General features: G+C 58.1%; 19 protein-coding genes and 2 pseudogenes. 9 read left to right on the forward strand and 12 right to left on the reverse strand.

The window, feature by feature from the left end:
- Both tnpC and AC5ZGW_RS41210 read left to right on the forward strand, forming a co-directional pair.
- The coding region (gene tnpC / locus AC5ZGW_RS41205; protein WP_496114091.1) for an IS66 family transposase at positions 1-636 on the forward strand (636 nt) is incomplete at its 5' end.
- A 20-nt stretch (positions 637-656) separates the two neighbouring features.
- Positions 657-866: pseudogene (locus AC5ZGW_RS41210) on the forward strand (transposase); the annotation flags it as partial.
- A 130-nt stretch (positions 867-996) separates the two neighbouring features.
- Here the strand turns inward: AC5ZGW_RS41210 and AC5ZGW_RS41215 are convergent.
- From AC5ZGW_RS41215 to AC5ZGW_RS41230, 4 genes are all read right to left on the reverse strand, one after another.
- Entirely contained in the window at positions 997-2,220 is a 1,224-nt protein-coding gene (locus AC5ZGW_RS41215; RefSeq protein ID WP_245475023.1) for a hypothetical protein, read from the reverse strand.
- Positions 2,221-2,932: 712 nt separating this feature from the next.
- Positions 2,933-5,941 carry a hybrid sensor histidine kinase/response regulator gene (locus tag AC5ZGW_RS41220; RefSeq protein WP_130229271.1) on the reverse strand — a complete coding sequence of 1,003 codons (3,009 nt, stop codon included), beginning with the start codon at positions 5,939-5,941 and terminating at the stop codon, positions 2,933-2,935.
- Between the two features lie 12 nt (positions 5,942-5,953).
- Positions 5,954-7,009, reverse strand: a complete 1,056-nt coding sequence (locus AC5ZGW_RS41225) for a uroporphyrinogen decarboxylase/cobalamine-independent methonine synthase family protein (RefSeq protein ID WP_165435505.1) — start codon at positions 7,007-7,009, stop codon at positions 5,954-5,956.
- Positions 7,010-7,590: 581 nt separating this feature from the next.
- Positions 7,591-8,601 carry an alpha/beta fold hydrolase gene (locus tag AC5ZGW_RS41230; RefSeq protein ID WP_165435504.1) on the reverse strand — a complete coding sequence of 337 codons (1,011 nt, stop codon included), beginning with the start codon at positions 8,599-8,601 and terminating at the stop codon, positions 7,591-7,593.
- Between the two features lie 491 nt (positions 8,602-9,092).
- Here AC5ZGW_RS41230 and AC5ZGW_RS41235 point away from each other — a divergent pair, with 491 nt between their 5' ends.
- The 3 genes from AC5ZGW_RS41235 to AC5ZGW_RS41245 all read left to right on the forward strand — a co-directional run bounded on the left by AC5ZGW_RS41235 (position 9,093) and on the right by AC5ZGW_RS41245 (position 11,486).
- Positions 9,093-9,464 carry a response regulator gene (locus AC5ZGW_RS41235; protein WP_130229269.1) on the forward strand — a complete coding sequence of 124 codons (372 nt, stop codon included), beginning with the start codon at positions 9,093-9,095 and terminating at the stop codon, positions 9,462-9,464.
- Between the two features lie 100 nt (positions 9,465-9,564).
- Complete coding sequence (locus tag AC5ZGW_RS41240) at positions 9,565-10,356, forward strand: alpha/beta fold hydrolase (RefSeq protein ID WP_130229268.1); 792 nt, start codon at positions 9,565-9,567, stop codon at positions 10,354-10,356.
- Between the two features lie 5 nt (positions 10,357-10,361).
- Positions 10,362-11,486, forward strand: coding sequence for a PAS domain-containing sensor histidine kinase (locus AC5ZGW_RS41245; RefSeq protein WP_130229273.1), 1,125 nt, complete (start codon positions 10,362-10,364; stop codon positions 11,484-11,486).
- A 698-nt stretch (positions 11,487-12,184) separates the two neighbouring features.
- On the opposite strand, the gene AC5ZGW_RS41250 is transcribed toward AC5ZGW_RS41245, so the two are convergent.
- The 4 genes from AC5ZGW_RS41250 to AC5ZGW_RS41265 form a co-directional block, all read right to left on the reverse strand.
- Positions 12,185-12,412, reverse strand: coding sequence for a hypothetical protein (locus AC5ZGW_RS41250; RefSeq protein WP_130229267.1), 228 nt, complete (start codon positions 12,410-12,412; stop codon positions 12,185-12,187).
- A gap of 318 nt (positions 12,413-12,730) precedes the next feature.
- Positions 12,731-12,970, reverse strand: coding sequence for a hypothetical protein (locus tag AC5ZGW_RS41255; RefSeq protein ID WP_130229265.1), 240 nt, complete (start codon positions 12,968-12,970; stop codon positions 12,731-12,733).
- A 91-nt stretch (positions 12,971-13,061) separates the two neighbouring features.
- Positions 13,062-13,310: a hypothetical protein gene (locus AC5ZGW_RS41260; RefSeq protein WP_130229264.1), complete on the reverse strand. Its 249-nt coding sequence runs from the start codon at positions 13,308-13,310 to the stop codon at positions 13,062-13,064.
- Positions 13,311-13,812: 502 nt separating this feature from the next.
- Positions 13,813-14,022, reverse strand: coding sequence for a cold-shock protein (locus tag AC5ZGW_RS41265; protein ID WP_092226167.1), 210 nt, complete (start codon positions 14,020-14,022; stop codon positions 13,813-13,815).
- A 683-nt stretch (positions 14,023-14,705) separates the two neighbouring features.
- Here AC5ZGW_RS41265 and AC5ZGW_RS41270 point away from each other — a divergent pair.
- Entirely contained in the window at positions 14,706-14,879 is a 174-nt protein-coding gene (locus AC5ZGW_RS41270) for a DUF3606 domain-containing protein (RefSeq protein WP_130229263.1), read from the forward strand.
- A 153-nt stretch (positions 14,880-15,032) separates the two neighbouring features.
- On the opposite strand, the gene AC5ZGW_RS41275 is transcribed toward AC5ZGW_RS41270, so the two are convergent.
- Together AC5ZGW_RS41275 and AC5ZGW_RS41280 are read right to left on the reverse strand one after the other, a co-directional pair.
- Positions 15,033-15,734 (reverse strand): putative zinc-binding metallopeptidase, encoded by a 702-nt coding sequence (locus tag AC5ZGW_RS41275; protein WP_463327069.1) that lies wholly within the window; start codon positions 15,732-15,734, stop codon positions 15,033-15,035.
- A gap of 3 nt (positions 15,735-15,737) precedes the next feature.
- Positions 15,738-16,028, reverse strand: a complete 291-nt coding sequence (locus AC5ZGW_RS41280) for a zinc-ribbon domain-containing protein (RefSeq protein WP_245475022.1) — start codon at positions 16,026-16,028, stop codon at positions 15,738-15,740.
- Positions 16,029-16,416: 388 nt separating this feature from the next.
- Between AC5ZGW_RS41280 and AC5ZGW_RS41285 the strand changes: the two are divergent.
- A pseudogene (locus AC5ZGW_RS41285) lies at positions 16,417-17,225 on the forward strand (transglutaminase-like domain-containing protein).
- 171 nt (positions 17,226-17,396) lie between these two features.
- On the opposite strand, the gene AC5ZGW_RS41290 reads toward AC5ZGW_RS41285, so the two are convergent.
- On the reverse strand, positions 17,397-17,693 hold the full coding sequence (locus AC5ZGW_RS41290; protein WP_130229262.1) for a hypothetical protein: 297 nt from the start codon (positions 17,691-17,693) through the stop codon (positions 17,397-17,399).
- The gene (locus tag AC5ZGW_RS41295; RefSeq protein ID WP_130229261.1) at positions 17,686-17,952 is read right to left on the reverse strand and encodes a hypothetical protein; all 267 of its coding nucleotides are present in this window, start codon (positions 17,950-17,952) and stop codon (positions 17,686-17,688) included. Before AC5ZGW_RS41295 ends, AC5ZGW_RS41290 begins: the two co-directional genes overlap by 8 nt.
- Positions 17,953-18,252: 300 nt before the next feature.
- Between AC5ZGW_RS41295 and AC5ZGW_RS41300 the strand changes: the two genes are divergently transcribed.
- Both AC5ZGW_RS41300 and AC5ZGW_RS41305 read left to right on the forward strand, forming a co-directional pair.
- Positions 18,253-18,645, forward strand: a complete 393-nt coding sequence (locus tag AC5ZGW_RS41300; RefSeq protein ID WP_165435503.1) for a hypothetical protein — start codon at positions 18,253-18,255, stop codon at positions 18,643-18,645.
- A 1,368-nt stretch (positions 18,646-20,013) separates the two neighbouring features.
- Entirely contained in the window at positions 20,014-20,259 is a 246-nt protein-coding gene (locus tag AC5ZGW_RS41305; RefSeq protein WP_130229258.1) for a hypothetical protein, read from the forward strand.
- Positions 20,260-20,685: the final 426 nt, after the last annotated feature.

A 20,685-nucleotide genomic window follows, 5' to 3' on the forward strand; every position in this document is an offset into this window, starting at 1 on the left:
TGCGATGCCTATGACGGTTATGACCGGCTGACCGAAGTCGCTCGACCGCAAGGGCCGTGGACGCTCGTGCATTGCTGGAGCCATCTGCGTCGGCGCTTCGTCAAATTGGCCCGCAACAGCAAATCGCCGATCGCCGAGGCCGCCGTCCGGCAGATCGCACAGCTTTACGCCATCGAAGCCATGGTACGTGGTTCATCGCCGGACACCAGGCTGGCCGCGCGCAAGGAACACTCGCTGCCCATCGTCGAGGCGTTGAAGCCGTGGTTCGAGAAGCAGCTGTCGATGATCTCCAGCGGCTCGACGCTCGCCGAGGACATCCGTTACGCGCTCAATCATTGGCAAGGGCTGACCCGCTTCCTCGAAGACGGGCGTCTCGAGCTCGACACGAACCCCGTCGAGAACGCCATCCGGCCAGTCTGCCTGACCAGAAAAAATGCGCTCTTCGCCGGTCATGAGGTCGGGGCTGAAAATTGGGCCTTGCTTGCGTCGATCGTCGCCACCTGCAAGCTCAGCGACGTCAACCCGGCCGCCTACATCGCCGAAACACTCGAGGCGATCATCGACGGCCATCCCCATAACAGAATCGAAGACCTCATGCCGTGGCGGTTCCGCAAAACGTCAAGCCAGTGTCAATAGGGTTGCGGCTAAGCGCTTACGATGCAAATCCACAAGCCATGCGCCAGCGTCGAGAGACAGTCGAGCATCCGTTCGGCACGATGAAGGCCCGCATGGGGGCGACGCACTTCGTGACTAAAACGCTTCCAAAAGTAGCCGCTGAAATGGCACTCTCGGTCCTGGCCTATAATCTGACACGGGTCATGAACATCGTCGGGACCAAGCCGCTGATCGCTGCAATCGCAGCCTGAGACCCACTCGGGTTTTTGCTCCCAATACCGACGTCCCTCTCAAGCCGTTTTTACACGACCAAGACCCTTTGCGGACATATCGAAATCAAGACAGACCGAAACGGCCGAGACGAGAAGCACTGCGGCTCAGCTAGGGAAGTCCTTTTGTCATCGTGAAGGGATTGAACCCACGTTCCGCGAGGGCAGCCCACGAAGCTGCGCCAAGATGTGACAATCGGAAATAGTTTCGCGGCTTGGTCGGGTCGGTGTCCAACACGAACCCCGTCGGTAACGCGCGGACAATCGTGGCATAGAACCCACCATCGGGCGACCTCTGGGATTCGATGACAGCGATCAACGATTCTGCCCTCTCAGTCTTGCCGAGCAATTTCATCAAGAGAGCCATTTGGCCCGTACCTTCGGTCCACACACCGTCCCGGTCTTCACCGTAAGAAAAGCCTCCGCCGACACTCATTCGCTGTTCGGCGGTCGTCATTGCCGATGCAAATTTCCCGGCCGCTCCGTGAAGCGCTGTTAAAGGCCAGATCTGGGCATCCAGAGCCAAAATCGGATTATGCGTGACACCGTCTTCGGCGGTCCCTGCGGCGAAACAGGCGCGCCCCGGATCCCACATCGTATTTACAAAGTACTCGGCAACCGTTGCCTTATCGCGCCAGCGCGAATCGCCTGTACGGATCGCAAGAAGGCCAAACGCGGCGGCGAGGTCAGTATTATGTTCAGTCGATTTCCACGTCCGCACTTCCGGCGTTGGCTCGTGCCCAAACGTACCGCCCGTGAAACCGCCAGTGCCTCGCGCGTCGGCCCATTGCGCGACCCAGGTGCCAAGCCGTGCCGCACCATCACGGAACGGAGAGCCGGTGTTCACATCATCAATCGACAGCAACGCCAACATTGCCCATGCCATGTTACCGACATCGCTGCCCACCTGATATCGATCTTCTAACCACTTGTTCTGCGTATCGTCCCACCAACCCGGAAGTTTGGCGGAGCCACTGGCCACCACACCCGCGGCGTATGCGTTCCGGAGCCGCCCATCATGCCAGGTGCGGTCGTTATCGATGGCCCAAAGAATCGCCGAGCCAATTCGAGACGCTTTGTCTCGCTCGCCGCAACCGACCAATGCGATGGCGGCTACCGCGTTGTCATAGAGGTAGGCGGCGCCATGGAGAGGCCCCGATTCGACGGTCGGATAGCTGGGCAGGAACAACGGGCCTGATGGCGATGCCTTATCGATCAGACCAGCGAGGTATCCGCACGCCGAAGCTTCCGGTGTTGCTTGAGCTCGGAGTGGAGTGGCGACCACAATGATTGTGAAGGTCGTTACGATCCATACGAAGGTTTCTATTCGGGCCACTTGGCTGTTCTCCAGGGTGGACGATGATTCTATATACCCATCGGCGATGTCTGGAAGTGGCCCATCTCGGACTTCACTGTACGAGCTCCAAATGTCTGCTGTTGGGGGTGAAGCCGACTTGCGTTTGTGACGGCTAGTGATCAACAATCATTTTGCGAGGTCATCCGTGATGCAGCGTAATGATCACAAACCATCACGGCTTACAGTCCCCTGTCCACGTCCCCTGCTATTGAAGTGCATGCAGAAAACAACGTGTATTCAATGTGATGGTCGAAGTCGTAGCTTCATGCACAACAATCCCACTCGCAGCCCAACTGCACGCTAAATCACGGTTCATCATTCTTGTGCAGTGATCGAACATGATTCCTAAATGAGTCCGCCGGATTCTCCGAAGGCACCCTTCGAGAAGGATCGCGAGCCAATTCGCGCCCGAACTCGCGATTGATTGGAAGATTATTCCGCGACCGACGGCCGTAGAGTGACCGTTGCCCTCCGAAGGCAAGGTCACACGTTCAATCGTGTCGCACGCCATTACCATTGTTCCGCCTTCACCTCTTCGAGCCGGAGAAGTTTGCTCGAGCCTTGGCAAGGTTCGGGCTGACCATCGGCTACGGTGCCTCGATAGCATCGAGCTTCTCTCGGCGACTTGGCCATACCGTTGATGGCGAAGCTCCGGGCCAAGCCTGTCCGCACTGACAAGTGCCGTTTAATGTTATTCTGAAATGGCGTGGATACCCAGCTTGCGAAGTCCCGCTCGTAAATCAGCGTCTGAGTATGGCTTCGTTACGAAGGCGATGGCTTTCTCGTTTTTGAACTGTTCGCGCACACCCGCGGCCCCTTGGCCGGTAGCGAGCAGAACAGGCAAAGACCCATGAAGCGATCTTATCTCGCGCAGCAGCTCATCTCCCTTTTTATCGGGCAGGCCAAGGTCCAGGATAACGGCGTCGACGCCGCCTGGTACCAGCCGTAATTTGTTCATGGCCTCGGTGGCGGAGCCCGCCGTGTCGACCTGAAAGCCCGCGTCCTCCAGATATTCGCGCGCGAGCATTTGGATCAGCGGTTCGTCCTCCACCAGCAGAATGCGCCCGGGAGAACGTGCGGAGTCGATGATATCGCGTAGCTTCGTGGATAAGGTAGACTGCGAGAATGGCTTGGTAATTAATTCGACGCCTGCATCTAACCGGCCATCGTGAACAATCGCGTTCCGCGCATATCCAGTCGTGAACAACACTTTGAGGTCAGGCCTTCGCTTGCGCGCTTCATCGGCAAGTTGCCGGCCATTCATGCCGCCCGGCAGGCCCACATCCGTGAACAGAACGCATATCCCGGGATGCCTCTCGAGCGCCCGCAGGCCCGCCTGTCCATTCTCAGCTTCGATCACTTGATATTCCAGATCGCGCAGCGTCTCGCAGCTATACGTGCGCACATCTGCATCGTCCTCGACCACCAGAATCATTTCATGTCCCGGGCTGCCCGCAACAGAATCTTCGTCCTGCGCTTCTTCAGCCTCCCCCGTTCCATGCACGCGCGGCAGATAGAGCTTGATCGTTGTGCCCTCGCCAACCTCGCTATAGATTCTCACATGCCCCCGCGACTGCTTAGCAAAGCCATACACTTGCGAGAGTCCGAGCCCGGTCCCATGGCCGATGTCCTTGGTCGTAAAGAAGGGATCAAACGCGCGCGCAACCACGTCGGGCGGCATTCCGTGCCCGCTGTCAGTCACGGCCAGCATGACATATTGCCCGGGGAGCACTTCGACCTGTGACGACGTATATTTTTCGTCGAGATGGACGTTGGCGGTTTCGAGCGTCAGTTTGCCGCCCTCTGGCATGGCGTCACGCGCATTGACCGCGAGATTGACGATTGCGACTTCCAGTTGGTTGGGATCGACAAAGGCCTTCCATGTCCCGCCGCCCAGCACGGTCTCTACGGTGACCTGCTCGCCGAGCGTCCGGCGGAGCATGTCGGACATGCCGGAGACTAGACGGCCTAAATCGACCGGCTTCGGATCTAGGGGCTGCTGGCGTGAAAATGCCAGCAGGCGCTGGGTCAACGATTCAGCGCGTCTCGCCCCGCGCATCGCATGGTCGACAGATCGCCGCAGCCGGACAGGTTCGAGCGTCGAGGCGCTCAGATTCTTTTGCAGGGTTTCGAGGTTGCCAATAATGATCGTAAGCAGGTTGTTGAAGTCATGTGCCACCCCACCCGTCAGCTGGCCAATCCCCTCCATCTTCTGAGCCTGCCGCGATCTCTCCTCTGCCGCGCGCTTTTCCGTGAGATCGCGTGTGATCTTGGCAAAACCGACTAGCTCCCCGTTCGCGTCCCTGATCGCGTTTATGACGACGCCGGCCCAGAACTTGCTACCGTCCTTGCGTACCCGCCAGCCCTCGGCCTCGAATTTGCCGGTCTCAGCGGCAATGCCCAAGGCCCGCGTGGGGAAACCGCTGTTCCGGTCCACCTCGTCGTAGAAAGTTGAAAAATGCCGCCCCAGGATCTCCTCCCGAGTATAACCCTTGATCCGTTGAGCGCCCGGGTTCCAATTAATGACATGTCCGCCGGGATCGAGCATGTAGATGGCGTAGTCGGAGACGCCCTCGACGAGCAGCCGGAAGCGGCGCTCCGTATCCTCAAGCTTGGTGGAAGCCGCAGCGAGCTGCCGCGCCCGTTCCTCCACGCGCTCATGGAGCGCTTCATTCAGACGCTGAAGCTCTGTCTCAGCATTGCGGCGCGCCTCGATCTCACGTTGGCTGGTCTGATAAAGCCCCGCGTTGTCGATGGCAACGGCGGCCTGCGCGGCAAGCGCTTCGATCAACCTTTCCGCCCGCTCGGTAAAGACGTCCGGCTGGGCGTGTCCGAAGAATAAGCCTCCGAGAACCTCACCAGACCGCGAGACCACCGATACGGCAAGATAGCTTCTCACCGGCAGATGTCCCTTTGGCATGCCATGATACGGAGCGCTTTTCCCGTATCTCTGATCCCTCAGAATGTCGTCAGAACGCACGGTGCCGCGGCCACGAAACGTTGGTTCGAAAATAGCCGTGTTCCGGGGCATGGGAAACTTGGCGAAGGATTCGCGCGAGGCGCCGGAGAGCGTGTACAGCGTATACGACTCTCCGCTCTCGTTCAGCACATTGTAAAAAAACGCGCCGAATTCTGCATGGCTTAACTCAACACCCGCATCAGTCACCATCTGGACCAGGCGCTCCGTGTCGTGCTCGGCAGCAACCGCAACGCCCGTCGTATTGAGAACCTCCAGCGTACGCGCCTCCTCACGGACCTGGTTCACGCGCGCTTCAAGCGTCTCATTGAGCGCCAGTAGCCGTGCCTCGAGAGACTTCCGCTCCGTGATCTCATAAAACGCGCCGACGATGAGCGGGTCGCTCGCACTAGATGCGTCGCCCTTCCCGGCAATCCAATGCAGACTCCCATCCGCGTGCCTCAAGCGAAACTCGACATAGAACCGGCCGGTTTTGGCGGCACCCGCAAAGGCCTCCTGGACCTTCGGAATATCATCGATGAAGATCGACCGCTCCCAGGCGGAAAATGAGCCGTCTGCTGACCGGGGATCGATGCCGAAGAGAGCGGCTGTCTGCGCGGAGCAGTCAAATGCTGCGCTCCCAGGATCGTAACTGAAAACGCCAATGCCGCTCGCGGTTTCCGCGATCCGCAGACGCTCTGATGAGTCGAAATCGCGTGGCTGCATCTGGCCTTGCTCGTCCATCTGCGCCTCGATCTACCGTTTGCTCAGAATGGCCTTGGCCTCGACCATGGCTTTCATCTTGCCGAAGGCGATGTGTCTAGGCAGATGATTGAAGCCGCACGAGCTAGTAATAAGGGTCTGCTCGGGCGGGAGCCAGGAATAAGTGGCAATCCGTTCTGCCACCTGCTCGCCTGTTTCAATATTCGGCGACTGAACGTCAACGGCACCGACGGCGAGCTGCTGGTTGCCAAGCACGCTTTGAAAGTGATGCGTCATGTCGTGCTCGATGAGAAAGGCATCGCAATCGATCCGGCAGGCGAGATCAGCCTTGTACCGACCCGTGTCGAAATAGCGATGCCCGATCTGGCCGTCGTAGTCGGGACCGACCGCATAGTTTCCCTGGCAAATATGAACCGAGACGTGAACATCGGGCGGCAGATCTTCGATGACCGCGTTGATCACTTCAACCGCTGCCGCGACCTCTTCATCGCTCGAAGCGGTAAAGTACGGTTCGTCAATCTGGATGTGCTTGCAACCCGCTTCGGCAAGTCGCTTAAAATTCTGATGCAGAAGCTTGCCGAAATCGACCATCATCCTCGGCATGTCTCGGTAATATTCATCATAGGCGACAGCCGCGAGCAAGTGAGGGCCGGTCATCGTGACCTTGACGGGCTTGCGCGCATAGGAAGAGACCAACTCAAATTCATCGACTAGGCCGAGATCCACATTGTCCAGAATCGGCCCCCGGCAAATCGCGGCGGGATGAAAGACATTCGGATCATGAGAGGTGATCGGCTTGGGTTTCGTTTCGCCCTGAAACGAGGGAATCTTTTGCCAGAAGAAATTGAGCATCGCATTTGGGGGAGAGTGGCGATTATGGGTCCGGCGGTGCATCTCGCCGCCCGTCACGAGATCGATGCCCGCGATTTCCTGCTCAAGTATCGCCGCCTGGGTGGCCCTGAGCTGAGCATCTAAAAAATCGCCCGGCGCCAGTTGTCCCATGGACACCAGACGGTCCATCGCCTCGTACCAGCGAGGTACGCTATGCGCCCCCACTACCGTCGTCGTGTATTTATCGTATTGCGGCATTGAATCCATATCGGAAAAAGCGGTGACGCGCCAAAACTAAACGATCTTCCACCTCTGTCCAGTGGACCGCTCGAGGCTGGAAACAAGGGCGGAGTCAACATCAAGAAAGGCCTTTTGTTCCTAAGCTTGGTCGGGCGTTTCGGTACGGCGCATCCACGCGGGGATGGGCGCCTTGTTCGCCAGGCCGCAGCTCATATCGACGATTGGCTGGGTACGCCCGGATCGCAGCCGCCGACGGCAGTAAAAGATCTTGCCGGGGGGACGCGGAAAATAGGCGGACACTATCATACATTATTACAGGCTCTCACTGGAGAGCCTCCGCAAAGATGCGGCTGAAGCTGCGCTGATACGCGACCTCGCAACTGTACGACCGGGCGTACCGGCATTTCAATCAACTTGCCGACGACCCCCACTTGCAATGTAGACCCCGCCCGAGATCAGAAGCATTGCGATCCAGTCACCCTGTTGCCGGCCATTCGCCGAGAATCGCTACAGTCAAGATCGCAGTTATCGCGGGGGCGAGGGCCGCGAACGCTGAGCCGTTCGATGCACCAAGAAGGCTGATCGGGCGGCGGAGCCGTTCAGTGCAGCGACCGGACCGCGGCCTCATCAATGGCCGCCATCACGTCTGAAGTTGCCGATTGCTGGATCATGTGTCCCGCCCCGACAATCCGATGTAGGGAGCTCTGCTTGATCTCATTGTGCAGCCTAGCGGATTGCGCGTCGATATCGATTAGCCGATCACCCTCCCCTGCGATGATCACCGCCGGCATATCCAGTCCGCCGTAGCCTTTCGATGCCATAAGGGCAGCCGGCACCATCATCGAAGCCTCCGCGGCGGCGGCGCGCATTTGCGAGGGCCGAACGGCCATTTCCGTGGGAAAGGCTTCGAATTTCCTATCGACTTGGCTCGGTCCGAACATCTTGCGCAACGTGGCCGGCCACATCAGGCGCGCCGCGATTGGCGATACTGTGTAGCTGAGGATATCGCCGAGCCCCGGTAAAGCCGATGGCAAGGAGGTCGCTGCGTCTGCGCGGGCGGACGGGTAGTAGTATCCGGATGCGAGAACTAGTGCTTCCACGAACAAGGGATGTCTCGTGGCCAGCGCCACCGCGACCGCCGCTCCCCACGAATGGCCGAGAACGATGGCCCGCTCGACACCAAGGCGCTCCAGCGCCTTCCTGAACAAATCCGCCTGCGCCCCCGGGGTCCAGAGGACGTCCCGCGGACGGGAGCTATGTCCGAACCCTGGGCGATCGAACACAATCGTCCTGTAGGTTCGGGCCGCGAGATCGATCAAGCCGCTCGATTCGAAGTCTTGAATCATGCTGCCGTTGCCATGAAAAAGGACGAGCGATCGACCGCTACCGCGTTCCACATAGTGCAGTCGAACCCCGTCGACCTCGATGAACTGTCCCCTCGGCGGGTTATCGCGCTGCGCCTTTTTGGCAAGCTGCCGATTTATGAGGGCCGTTGCCGCCAGAAGCAGAGCTGCTGCAGCGGCAACCGTGAAGACGGGGTGCCGGCGCAACGAAGCCTTGCGCTCGAACTGGGACGGTCGTGACGGAATGCGGTTTCGGGTCGGGGCCATGCGCAACACCTCAGAATGGTCTGCACGATGCCCCAGAACAGTGAGAAATGTTGCAGGCGTCTAGAACGACGGCCGCCTAGCTTCGTTCCAGGTTGAGGACCATTCTTCATGGGTTTCCCCGAGCTCACTTATTGAGTTCCAGAGTCACAATAACGGTTTTGCCAAAGCATATGGCGCCAGCCAACAAGCATCTTGGCCGACGTCGTGAGCCCTGGCGGATGTCATCCGCAACAACCAATCCGCTATCATCGAGGAATGGGTCGCCTTTTGCGCGGACGGTTCACCCGTTGTGGGGATCTCGAAGCTCGTGCTCAAAGTGCACATTGTCGAGATTCTCAAATCCGTCGCCACGGCCTGAAGTGCCCGCCAACGTTCTCAATTCAACTTCCTGGCTCCTAACTGGTCCCGGATTTTCGGGCAAAACGCAAGGCCTTGATCTTTAGGAACAATAACTTGATGGCGCGCTTGCCAGCGTGGAGGATTGCACTCGGATGGCGCGCTCGAGCCCCGTCATATTGATCGTCGAGGACGAATTCCTACTGCGGATGGATTCCGCCGAGGTGCTCGAAGACGCCGGTTTTGAAGTCATTCCAGCGGTCAATGCCGACGAAGCCATCGCCATTCTATCAGCACGCTCCGACATCCATGTTGTCTTCACGGATATTCAGATGCCGGGTTCGATGGACGGGTTGAAGCTTGCCCGGTTCGTCCGCGACCGTTGGCCGCCGATCAAGATCGTGGCGACCTCCGGTCACGTACACATCGGCGACGACGATTTGCCAGCCGGCAGCGTGTTTCTGCCTAAGCCGTACCGTAGCGCCCAAGTCGTCGAGGTTCTGCGGGAACTGACCGGAACTACCTGATCGATCGCTCCGTCGGGTATCCGGCGCTCAATCGGGAAGAGCGTAGTTTCGCCTGCACCCGCGAGGCAAGCCAGCTAAACGGCGCAAGGGAACACAATTCATGTCGAAAGTGCTCGAACGAAACAACGTGCATATCCAAGGTGCCGGCGCAAAAGCGATGATGTTTGCCCATGGCTTCGGCTGCGACCAGAACATGTGGCGCTTCGTGGCTCCGCCGTTCGAAGCGGACTTCCGGACAGTCTTGTTCGACCACGTCGGTGCCGGGGGCTCGGATCTAGGCGCGTATGACAAGGTCAAATATTCGAGCCTTGAAGGCTATGCGGCCGACGTTGTGGAGATTGGTCGCGAGTTGAACTTTTCCGACGCCGTCTTCGTCGGCCATTCCGTGAGCAGCATGATCGGCGTGATGGCTGCCGAAAAGGCGCCCGGAATGTTCGGCAAGCTTGTGCTGATCGGCCCCTCGCCCCGCTATATTGATGACGCAGGATACACCGGTGGTTTCAGCGCAAAGCAGATCGAAGAGCTGCTGGAATTTCTGGAATCCAACCATATGGGCTGGTCCGCGCAGATGGCGCCGATGATCATGGGCAATCCGGATTGCCCCGAGTTGGGTCAGGAGCTGACCAACAGCTTCTGCCGAACCGATCCTAAAATCGCCAAGGCATTCGCTCGCGTGACCTTCACTTCGGACAACCGCGAAGACCTTGCGCGTGTTGCCGTGCCAACCCTCGTTCTTCAGTGCAGCGAGGACATTATCGCCAGCCAGGATGTTGGCGACTTCGTCAACCGCACCATCCCGAACAGCCGGATGATCGTTCTCAAGGCGACCGGGCACTGTCCAAACCTCAGCGCACCGGAAGAAGTGGTGTCCGCCATGCGAACCTTTGTGTGACCGGCATGATCTCGCTCGACTTCACCGACATGGTCGAGAACGCCCCTTGCGGTTACGTTTCGCTGTCGCCTGGCGGCCGGATGGAGTATGTGAATCGAACTCTGTCCGGCTGGAGCGGTTATGCCGCAGACCAGATGATCGGCAAGCCCTTCAACGGCTTTCTGACGATGGCTGGGCGCATCTACTATGAAACTCACATCGCGCCGCTCCTACGAATGCAGGGTTCGTTCGAGGAATTCGCCATCGACGTCGTCAAGGCGGACGGGCAGCCGCTCCAGATGATCGCTAACGCAACTGAGCGTCGGGACGCCGACGGCAAGCCTCTTTCGATCCGCCTAGCGCTCATTAGAGCAACTGATCGTCGCCGCTATGAACAGGAGCTTCTTCGAGCCCGCGAGGCAGCAAGAACGGGCGAAAGATCTGCCGAGGTCAATTTGCAGCGAGAGCACGATACGTCAGAGCTCCGAGAGCAGTTCATCGCGGTTCTCGGCCATGACCTGCGTAATCCGCTCGCTTCGATCAGTGCGGGGGTACGTATCCTCGACAGGACAGTCCAGACCGAGAAAGAGCGGCAGGTTATCGCCATGATGCAGACCACTGTCATGCGAATGGCAGGACTGATCGATGACGTGCTTGATTTGGCTCGTGGGCGGCTTGGCGGGGGTATTGGGCTGAACCTCGATTTCGGAAAGCCGCTGGAGCCGGTGCTCATGGGCGTCGTGGACGAACTAAGACTGGCCTCGCCAGGTCGGATCATACAGGCGGAATTCAATATCGAGCGGCCCGTGAACTGTGATGGCCAACGGCTTGGACAGATGCTGTCCAACCTCGTCGGGAACGCCATCACGCACGGATCTTCGAGCAAGCCCGTGATTGTTCACGCAGAAACAAGGGAGCGCGTATTCGAGCTCTGGGTCTCCAACGCCGGCCAGCCGATCCCACAAGCCGCGATGGACAAGCTGTTCGAGCCCTTTTTCCGCGGGAATGCTCATGCCAGCCGCCAGGGGCTCGGACTGGGGCTCTACATCGCTTCGCAGATTGCAAAAGCTCACGGCGGCGAATTGACCGTCAGCTCGACGAGTGAAGAAACCAAGTTCACGTTCACTATGCCGCTTTCGGCGGAGGCGTGAACTACTTCTCTCAGAGGAAGATATCCGTGTCAGAGGGATAGAGATTCCTGTTTCTGTTCAAGTCTGCAAATAAATCCCTGCCGCTCGCTGGCAATGTGGCTCCGGAGTCATTGCGGGCGGTGAGCCCTTAAGGGTGACAGTTCGTGGTTAACTACCCGCATTGTGGAGGACGAGGTTTCTTTTCCGGGAGCTTTCCTGCATAGTCCGGCATGGCAAAAATCAAAGTGAGCTTCAAACCGGTTCGCAAGTCTGAGGGCGATTGGACTATCGTCGCCGAGTATCCAGGCGCAGAGCATCGAGAAATCACGGGCTTTACGAACAAAGCCCAGATTGACGATTGGATGAATGGAGAGCGTCGGATCGCTTGGCTCCGATCACAGGGATACGCGATTTCACTTGATAACTTTCTTCCTCCTGCTATCGCGCTCGCCTGCCGCTTTGGGCTCACGCCGAAAGTCGGGCGACCACCTCTTCTATCCAGCTCCCCTCGACCAAAGCCGCCATTCTCGCAGATGGCGGAGGTTCTCTCGCGGCAAGTAGGCTGCTGAACGGTTGTGGCCTGTGAAGTACTTTCGCGGCCCGAGACCTCAAGTGTTGCTCTACCAAGAAGAGCTTTCTCAACTCGCTTTCAAGCTGGCAGCCGTTGAAGGTGGACCTTTGCGTTACAAGGCGATGCGGCGATGATAAACGGGTGCATCCTAGGCAAAGGGCGGTACCTCGACCAGCGTTCCGATCAAGCGCAACAATGCTTGCTGTTCGGGCCCCTTCCCGTCACGCAAGAACTCGCCCAACTCTACATGAGATAGCCGGCCGCCAGAGGGCGAATTGGGCTGGTGGATGATGAAAGCGTGACCGTTTGTCGGCTCGCGTGCGATGAACCATGCGTCGCCATTTGGGCTGCGATAGAGCTCCCGGCGGTCTGACATTTTTCCTCCTTGTTGCCTTCGGGCAGTGTAGGAGCCCGAACGGACGCCTGCGATCACTGAAAATACGAAAGCTGATCTTCCGTAACAACGCGCTCGATGTTCTTGGATTTGCACCTGATACGATACCTAACTCGTCCATCAGACTCGATGGGCATGTGCTGTACGATCGTGTACGTCATCTGCGGTTCAGTTGCGGCGCGTCCTTGCGGGCCTTGAGCTTGGTGGCGAACGTCCTCATTCAGCTTATAGGCATATGGCATTATTTTTCCTCATCGCTCACGACTGTATCTGACGCCCCTAGCGTCCAGGGCGGATTCCCTAGTCCTCAAGAATGGATTTTGTAGCCGCGAATATCTGTTCCGCTGTGCCCTTGATCGTGCCCTTCGCCCAGGCTTGAAACACGTTGACGTAGGCGTTCTTGTAAGCCGCTTCGTCTGCAGAAAAGTAGACTTCGTCTGTAGCCGTATCCAAGACGAGCGCTCCTGTATCGATGCAAATTTCCTCGATTAGTACCAGACGTTCTTCTTGCTCGGCCAAATGACGTTTTACGATGCTCATTGAATCTCCTGCTTGGTACCAGCGATGCCACGTTCCTGATGCACCCGCGCCTCGTGAACATGCCGATGTGGTCGGCAGAGCGTTGACCATCTTACCGGGACAGCCTGCAAACATCGCCCGGCTTGAGATTTAACTCCTCAAAAAGCCTTTGCTGCTCTTCCGTCATGGGTTGAACCACGAGTTCCGCGGTCCAGCCTTCGGGAACGGCTGCGAGTACCAGCGTCAGCGCCTGACTTGGCTTGGCAAACGCAACCCAAGTCTGCTTTGTGGCCCCGTCTGCCGACAAATCGTCCGCGGTTACGTCAACGATAGTAAACGAGTTGCCGAATGACTCTGCCATCAACGGCAATTCCTGCCATAGGCTGCGGTTCGATCCGCGAGGTGAAGTCATCCTTCAGATGAGGAATGTCGAACGGGGCCGGCAATCAACCTGTAGATGGGTACCCAGGCGGTGTTCCACGATTCCATGGTAGCGCCGCAAACCGAGCACTCGAAGCTGGCGATCTGCCGACTAGGGGCCATCGCCTCGATTCGGCTATAGACCGCGCTGCACCGACAACATCGGTGATCAGAATCGTGCATACCGATTTATGCACCTGAAAGACGAAACAAGCCACTCCGAAATGAATTTGCGCGATGAGCTTCGAGGCAGACCTCGGTTCAGCTTAATCGTAACTCAGCGACACAAGGGCCGATTGTCGAAGCGAAGCCACAGACGAGCCCGTTGATTTTTTTGCCCCATTCAATCAAAAACCCCGCTCCCGATGGCTCGGGCGCGGGGCAGGACCACAAGCTCTGCCAGTACATCCGTGGCTGGAGCGACAGGTCGGTCGTGCTGTTATTTAAGCAGCACGAAGATTTTCGGCAGCGGACTTACCGGTACGACGGTCTGCCACGACGTCATAAGACAGCGTCTGACCCTCGCTCAGAGTCCCCATACCGGCGCGTTCGACAGCGCTGATGTGAACGAAGACGTCGTTGCTACCATTCGTTGGCTGGATAAAGCCAAAGCCCTTTTGGGTGTTAAACCACTTCACTGTACCCGTGTTCATCAGGTTTTCCTTTCGCATGCGCGCAGGACCCGGCGCGCGGAGCTGCGGCCAGTATCCAATTAGTCGATGTTGGAGAATGTCTGAAACGTGCGCGCCGCAGGATCTGAGGCGAAAGCGGAACAGTTGTTCGGCCAGTATCGATGGCGAGACCATACACCAGCAGTTGAGAAAGTCAAGAATTACGAGAACCGGCCCGTCGCCTAACGCGCGTCGAACGCGCAAACGGAAGCCCTTCGGCCCCTATTCTATGCGCCGGCCGAGGCGGGCGCGCTTTGGCCTTGTTGGCGGCCTTGAGCTTGTCTCCTTTGGGGCCGCAAACGTCGCGTCCTCGCGTGTTAGTTTGACTCCAAGATACCCTGCTCTTTCGCCGCGGCGACAAGGACGCTGGTAAGCTCGGCCTCGTCTTGAGAAGCTCCGGGAGTCCGGAACCGCTCTGCTGGGCAAACACGGTTTTCAACCCAAGTGTCGATGAACTCGCGCGCCTTGCTCACCCTGCACTCTCCATCGCTGTCGGGCGCAAGTTGGGTTCACGTTGATATATTTCTGGAGCCAGGAACGCCGGTCTATGGGGAATGTTGCCTTAATGGCGGCGGAGGCTTCGCGAGGAGCACACAGCCACCGCGGCAGGAGCGGCGTAACGCCCGCCCTGATCGCGATTTTCCCCCCAATTGTGAGAGAATACTATGAACAGGTGCAAGCCGACCTATTTCCGCAATTCGTTGGATTTGAGAGACAAAGTGCAGGTCAAGATTCTGCGGAAGCGGCTCAAGCTATCGGATGAGCAGTTTACCAGCATTGTTCGCAAGTCTGGCACGGCAATCGCGGCCATCACCAAGGAAGCCTCAACTTTGAAGTAGGGAATAGCCCGCCCCCGAGCATAAAAAAATGAGCGTTTGCTTCGTAGTGGTTGTCGGCGCATTTCTGAAGCCGGGTCCTTGAGCCGACGAGCGCGCAAGACTGCTCCTCCCGAGCGCGAGCAGATCCGATAGATATCGCGGACAATCGACAACCTACCCGGCCGCCCGTGATTCTTGCCGATTTCTAAAAGCCGAAATCGCCATATGGACCAGGTGCAGTTTGCCTTTGACTGCGGGCGAAATCTCGAACGGGTACGCGTCGGCAAGACCCAGTGAGCGGTTGAGACGGTTGATCGTCAGTGCGAGCGGACTCCACAACTCCAAAAGTGCACCAAAATCGCTTTCGAGATAGGGATCGTTTAGCGTGTGCTGAGCACGCGCGTCCAAAGACAGCGGAAGTCCTGTCAGGGAATCGAGGGTCGAAACGATGTGTAAGAAGTGGGCGAAGGTTTCTGCCCAGTCTTCCCAGGGATGAGATGTCGCATACATGCTGATGTGACTTGTCGGATCGTCAGACCGATCATGACGGGCGTAATAGGCGGCAAGCGCAGCCTGGTAATTCTCGGTCTCATCGCCGAACACCAGCCGAAAGGGCGATCGGAAGCCTCCTTCGTGTATCAGGGCATTCCAGTAGAAGTGCCCTATTTCGTGTCGAAAATGACCAAGAAGGGTGCGATAGGGTTCGCGAAAGGAAACGCGCCTGATCTCGCGTTGCACATCGTCGGCCTCCGCAAGGTTGACCGTTATCAGGCCGGATTCGTGCCCCGTCAGGACTGGCCCATGCTCATCGGACAGAATCTCGAATGCCAGCTGAAATCCACCCGCGGACGCGATGGGCAGGCGGAGCCGTCGCAGGTCTTAGATCAGTCTGCGCTTTGCTTCCTCCACGCGCGTCCACAGCGACACATTTTGCCTATTCTGCGTGCTGGGAATGACCTGGGTCAGGGAGCAAGACAGGCAGTAGGGAGCCGATGCAACAGCGCGCCAATTGCAACCGATGATATTCCGGTTCGCGCATTCGAGGGCACTTTCCACGCCAACCATTGCCATGTTCTCAGGATCGAACATCAACGGCTGCGTGCAGCCATTGCATTCGGAAACCTCGAAAGCCGATAGCTGCCCACAATGAGGACACTTGAAATCTCTCATGATCGCGCACGGTCATTGAGGGCGCCGATCAATGCGCGCTGCTTCTTTAATGCGCGCTTCCTCAGAATGTCAGCGTCGGCTTCACTCACGGTGCGACGCGCGCCCTGATGAGACGCCCTGTCGGACATGGGCTGGGCCAGCCAGTCTTGCACCGGCTGAACCGACATGGGTTTGACTCTGGATCGCATTTTCATCCTTTAGAAAGCCCTCAGTTAGAAATGGGTTCCGGTCAGGTATTGGACGGTTGATCCGTCGCAAACGGGCATGCTGCTGGCGATCGTAGCTGCGATGTCATACCATTCGCGCCTGAGTGCTCGCGGCATTCGTCGGTCACGATGCGCAGACAGGTCATGCGACGTTCTCAATCGTCTCATTGGAGCCAGATCCCATGAAAATCCGCGTTGGCTTCGAGATGATCTACGACTTTCCGCAACCGACACCTCTGATTGCAGTTGTCGGCACCCACTTCACGCGGGCATCCGACATCGTCGTGCCCGATCATCTTGTCAGCGAGCCGTCAGTACCGATCACGCCCTATCGCGACGGTTTCGGAAATTGGTGTAGCCGTCTTGTTGCGCCCGCCGGCCGCATGCGCCTCACGGCGGACGGCATCGTACGAGACAGCGGTCTGGCCGACCTCATCGTACCATCAGCGCAGCAACATGCGGTGGAAGATCTTCCTCCGGACACCATCGTCTATTTGCTCGGCAGCCGGTATGTCGAGACCGACCGACTTACCGACGTGGCGTGGAAGTTGTTCGAGAAGACCGCTCTGGTTGGGCACGGGTCAAGGGCATCTGCGACTTCGTCCATAACCACATCGCTTTCGGCTACGAACACGCCCGCCCCACCAAGACTGCCTGGGAAGTGTTTAACGAAGGCAAAGGCGTATGCCGGGATTATGCACATCTGGCTATTGCGTTCTGCCGCTGCATGAACATCCCCGCGCGCTATTGTACGGGCTATCTCAGTGACATTGGCATGGCACCTCCATATGCCGCTGGGGATTTTGCCGGCTGGTTCGAAGCCTATATCGGCGGGCGCTGGTACACATTCGATCCCCGTAACAACGTTCCCCGGATCGGCCGCGTGCTAATCGCACAGGGCCGCGATGCCGCCGACGTTCCAATCACCCAGACATTCGGACCCAACACGTTACTCAGCTTCAAGGTTTGGACCGACGAACTCGTCTGTTGATCACCGCAGCGGCGAGTTGGGCAATGCAGCTGCCGCCTCGCCGCGGAACAGAATTCCTCACGGTCCAACGCGCAACAAGGAGAGGTCTGTTACTTGGATTCATTAGCTTCAAAGATCAGTGTGGACCCTGCTTCCCGGTCACGCCGAGAATGCAAGCGGCCGACGCTCTCATCAGCTCTCCCCCGACAGCCCGGCGAAATCGTCTAATAGCGCTGCCACCAGCGCGCGATGACGCGTATCCTCGGCAGGCCGACTTGCAGCATAGAGGTTGAGCAGATGACGTGCCTTCACAGCTGCCTCCGGCCAGGACGCGGCAGGAACGGTCATCATGCGGTTTTCGAGATCAGCCTCGCGAACACGCACCTCGCGGAGATTGGCCTCGACGTTAGCCAAGGCGCGGCGCAGGTCGATGGCCTTCTGCGCGGCCATGCCGCGGTGCTTGTCGAGATCGACCGGCAGGTCAGTCATGGACGATACTCGCGTCCGCAGCTTGTGCGTTCGCAAGATCGATCGAGCCGATCGACAACATCTCCGTCGTTCCGCAGCCGGTTTCGGCGGAAACGGTGATCATCGTCGCAATACGACGATAGGCTGAGAAGGTCAGCCCCTCGATCGTCTCTTCATCTGTGACGACCTGATAGGCGCCGGCCGGCAAGACGCGCTCGATGCCGCGGATGCGGAACGGATGTCTGAATGTGACGGTTTCTCGCCGCGAGCGGATGGTCATGCACGCTGCCTTTCGCAAGTGAAGCCCCAACCGATGCTGGCGGTCGCGACCATGCGCCGCTCGCACGGCAATAGCCAGCACTATTGTGACCTGCCCAAGACGAATGTCACAGCGGAGTCGGCACCCGTATGGCACTCAACGCTCGCTATTGATTCGGAGTGGGCGTAGGCTCGCTTGCATCACCGCATCTCTCAACGGCTTCGACCGGTGACTGAGGGTCACGTGTGCTCCCGCCGAAGATCTGGCAGGAGCGTTTGATGTCGCGTGCTCGCATCTCGGACTGGATCGAGCCGCCGGTGGTTGTTCCGCAGTTTCTACTCCTTCTTGTGGGTGCGGTCGCCATCTTCAATGGCTAGGGCAATACACGTGTTGTATCTGGTCAGTGGGACCAACGAATACGGCGGTTTCAATATCGACCGCGGCACTGCGAAGGTCGCGTTGCGCCTTGCGCGAAAATTGCTGCGCGAAGGCTACATGGACGTCAGAGTCTGCACCCTCCGCGGACGAGTGTTGCAGCCAAACGAACTCGACGAACTCGAACAATCAAAGGAGAACGCCATGGCGAAGGGCCAGCAACGGGGCAATCGCGAAGCCAAGAAGCCGAAGAAAGAAAAGGCGAAAGTGATCGCTGCGGCGCCGAGCCGGAAGGATCCCGCTGGGCAGCCGGATTTCGGGCCCGCAAAGAAGAAATAGCGGGGGACCTGACACCCAGCAGTGGAGTCGGAAGGGCTGTAATGGTCCTGACACACTTCGGAACATGGGGGGCCGGCAAACCCTCTCGAGGATTAAATAGAGAAGGACCTTCGCATGACAATGGCCCGAACAGGTACATGGACGGCTGCGCTTTTGCTTGCATCAATATTCGGCGCAGCATCAGCGGCTTTTGCGGCGGAGCCGAACTGCCGTTCAGTCGAAAGCACCGGAGCGCGCCTCTCCTGTTACGATGCAGCCTTTCCTCCAAAATCGAGGAAGCCATCCGCGAACAGTACCGACTCATCGTCGGTCGATAAGGATCCTTTCCTTGCGGAAGAAGCTCGCACCGCAGAGAAGCTAAAAAATATTTGCCGTGGTTGCTGAGTTTTACGGCTGCCGGTGCATTCCATAGCTCCAACTCAGGGAGTCAGTAGGATGACGCAAGAGGATGCTAAAGGCCGTCGCGTCGGCCGCCAGCGAAAGCGTGCTCTTCACTTGGCTGGCACTGCCATAGATGAAAGGGCTGACGCTTCCGCGAGCTCCAAGGTGCAATCGACGAGAAAGCAGCGTCTGCTCGAAGGCCCCGCGGAATTTCGAGCGGACCGCGTTGATCGTTCTGATAAGAGGTCCAGGCCCGACGAATAATTCAGGCAACTGCGAAACCCTGGACCAGTTTGCAGATCGTGCGAGGAAATAGACAAAGCGCTGGCTATGTCGCAGATAAAGGCGCACGTTCTCACCGCCACCGAACGGCCCGTAGCGTCTATCGGTGGTGTGGACGCAAGTAGCGCTCCCGCTCAACCTTACGGCGGAGCACCAAAGATGTCGGCCCGACGGATCCTGAAAAAATCATCGACATTCGAGTATCGTCTCGCGCAAGAGGCCGTTAATTTGCGCCAACAGGCCAGCGGGATGCCACCTGGCATCCGCCGCATGGAGCTCCTACGAAAGGCTAGGCAGTTCGATGCTTCCGCAGAGGTCAACAAGTGGCTGACCTCACCGGGTCTGCAGCCACCAATCTAAGCTTTTCGGCAAAGCGATGAACCCTAACGCGACGCCCGGACACTAATTCTCGTCGGGATTTACCCTCACCCTCCCGAGGCTGGGAAGCCGCCGCCTGCGCTTTATTTAAGCGGGCGGCGTATTTGCTGGTGCCTTGTCTCATCCTTCCAGTGTTCCAATTCAGACCGAGGGGCGGGGCCATCCGTGAAGCCCCTGTAGGAACGACTCTCTTCCACCGTAATTTGAAAGTTGGTCTGTGGCGATACCGGCCTAAGGTCCCGCCATCCACCCGGGACGGCCCATTGTCTGACGCGCGTTGGGCGATGGGCCGGTTCTCGCCAAGCGGCTGGTAGGGATCAGTGGGTCATGGCAGAGTCATTCGGCAATTCCCTTACGTTGGTTGAAGTGACTTCGGACGACGGAGCCGTGCCAACGAAGCAGACGTGGCCCGCCTTAGCCAAGCCAAGTCAGGCGCTGACGCTAGTTCTCGCGGCCGTTCCCGAAGGCTGGACGGCGGAAGTCGTACCAGTCGTTCTCTCCGAAAAGCAGCAAAGGGTGATCGAGCAACTCAAACTCGAACCTGGCGAGGTTTACAAGCTCGCTCCAAAGTAAAGCGCCCACTACGAGTTACCGTCCCGTTTTGTTCGCGGTCGTTTCACCCAATTCGTTGCAATGTCGTTGCGGCCTTCAGGGACGCGAACTAGAGGTGCCGAAGACCTGAGATCGGCCGGGGCTTGGTCGGAGGACGAAGCGGCGCATTTCCAAATGCCGACTTCCAAATGACAATCTCAGCTGAGCAAGGGTCCTGGATTGGCAGCAATGGGTTTATTTCATTCAGACGGGCCGCTCAGCCTGGCCCGAACCTATTTGCCGTCCTTTGCGAAAGATTTCGCGGCGTCCCTGATGGCCTGTACTGCGACCTTCGGGCCTTTCCAACCGATGATCTTCAGCTTCTTGTCCTCTAGAGCATGATGTTTTTATATAGAAACATATCCTGAGTTTTTGAGATAGTTGGCGCACTCCTGGCTTGAGAAGAGA

Source organism: Bradyrhizobium sp. Crot121 (assembly GCF_059512385.1).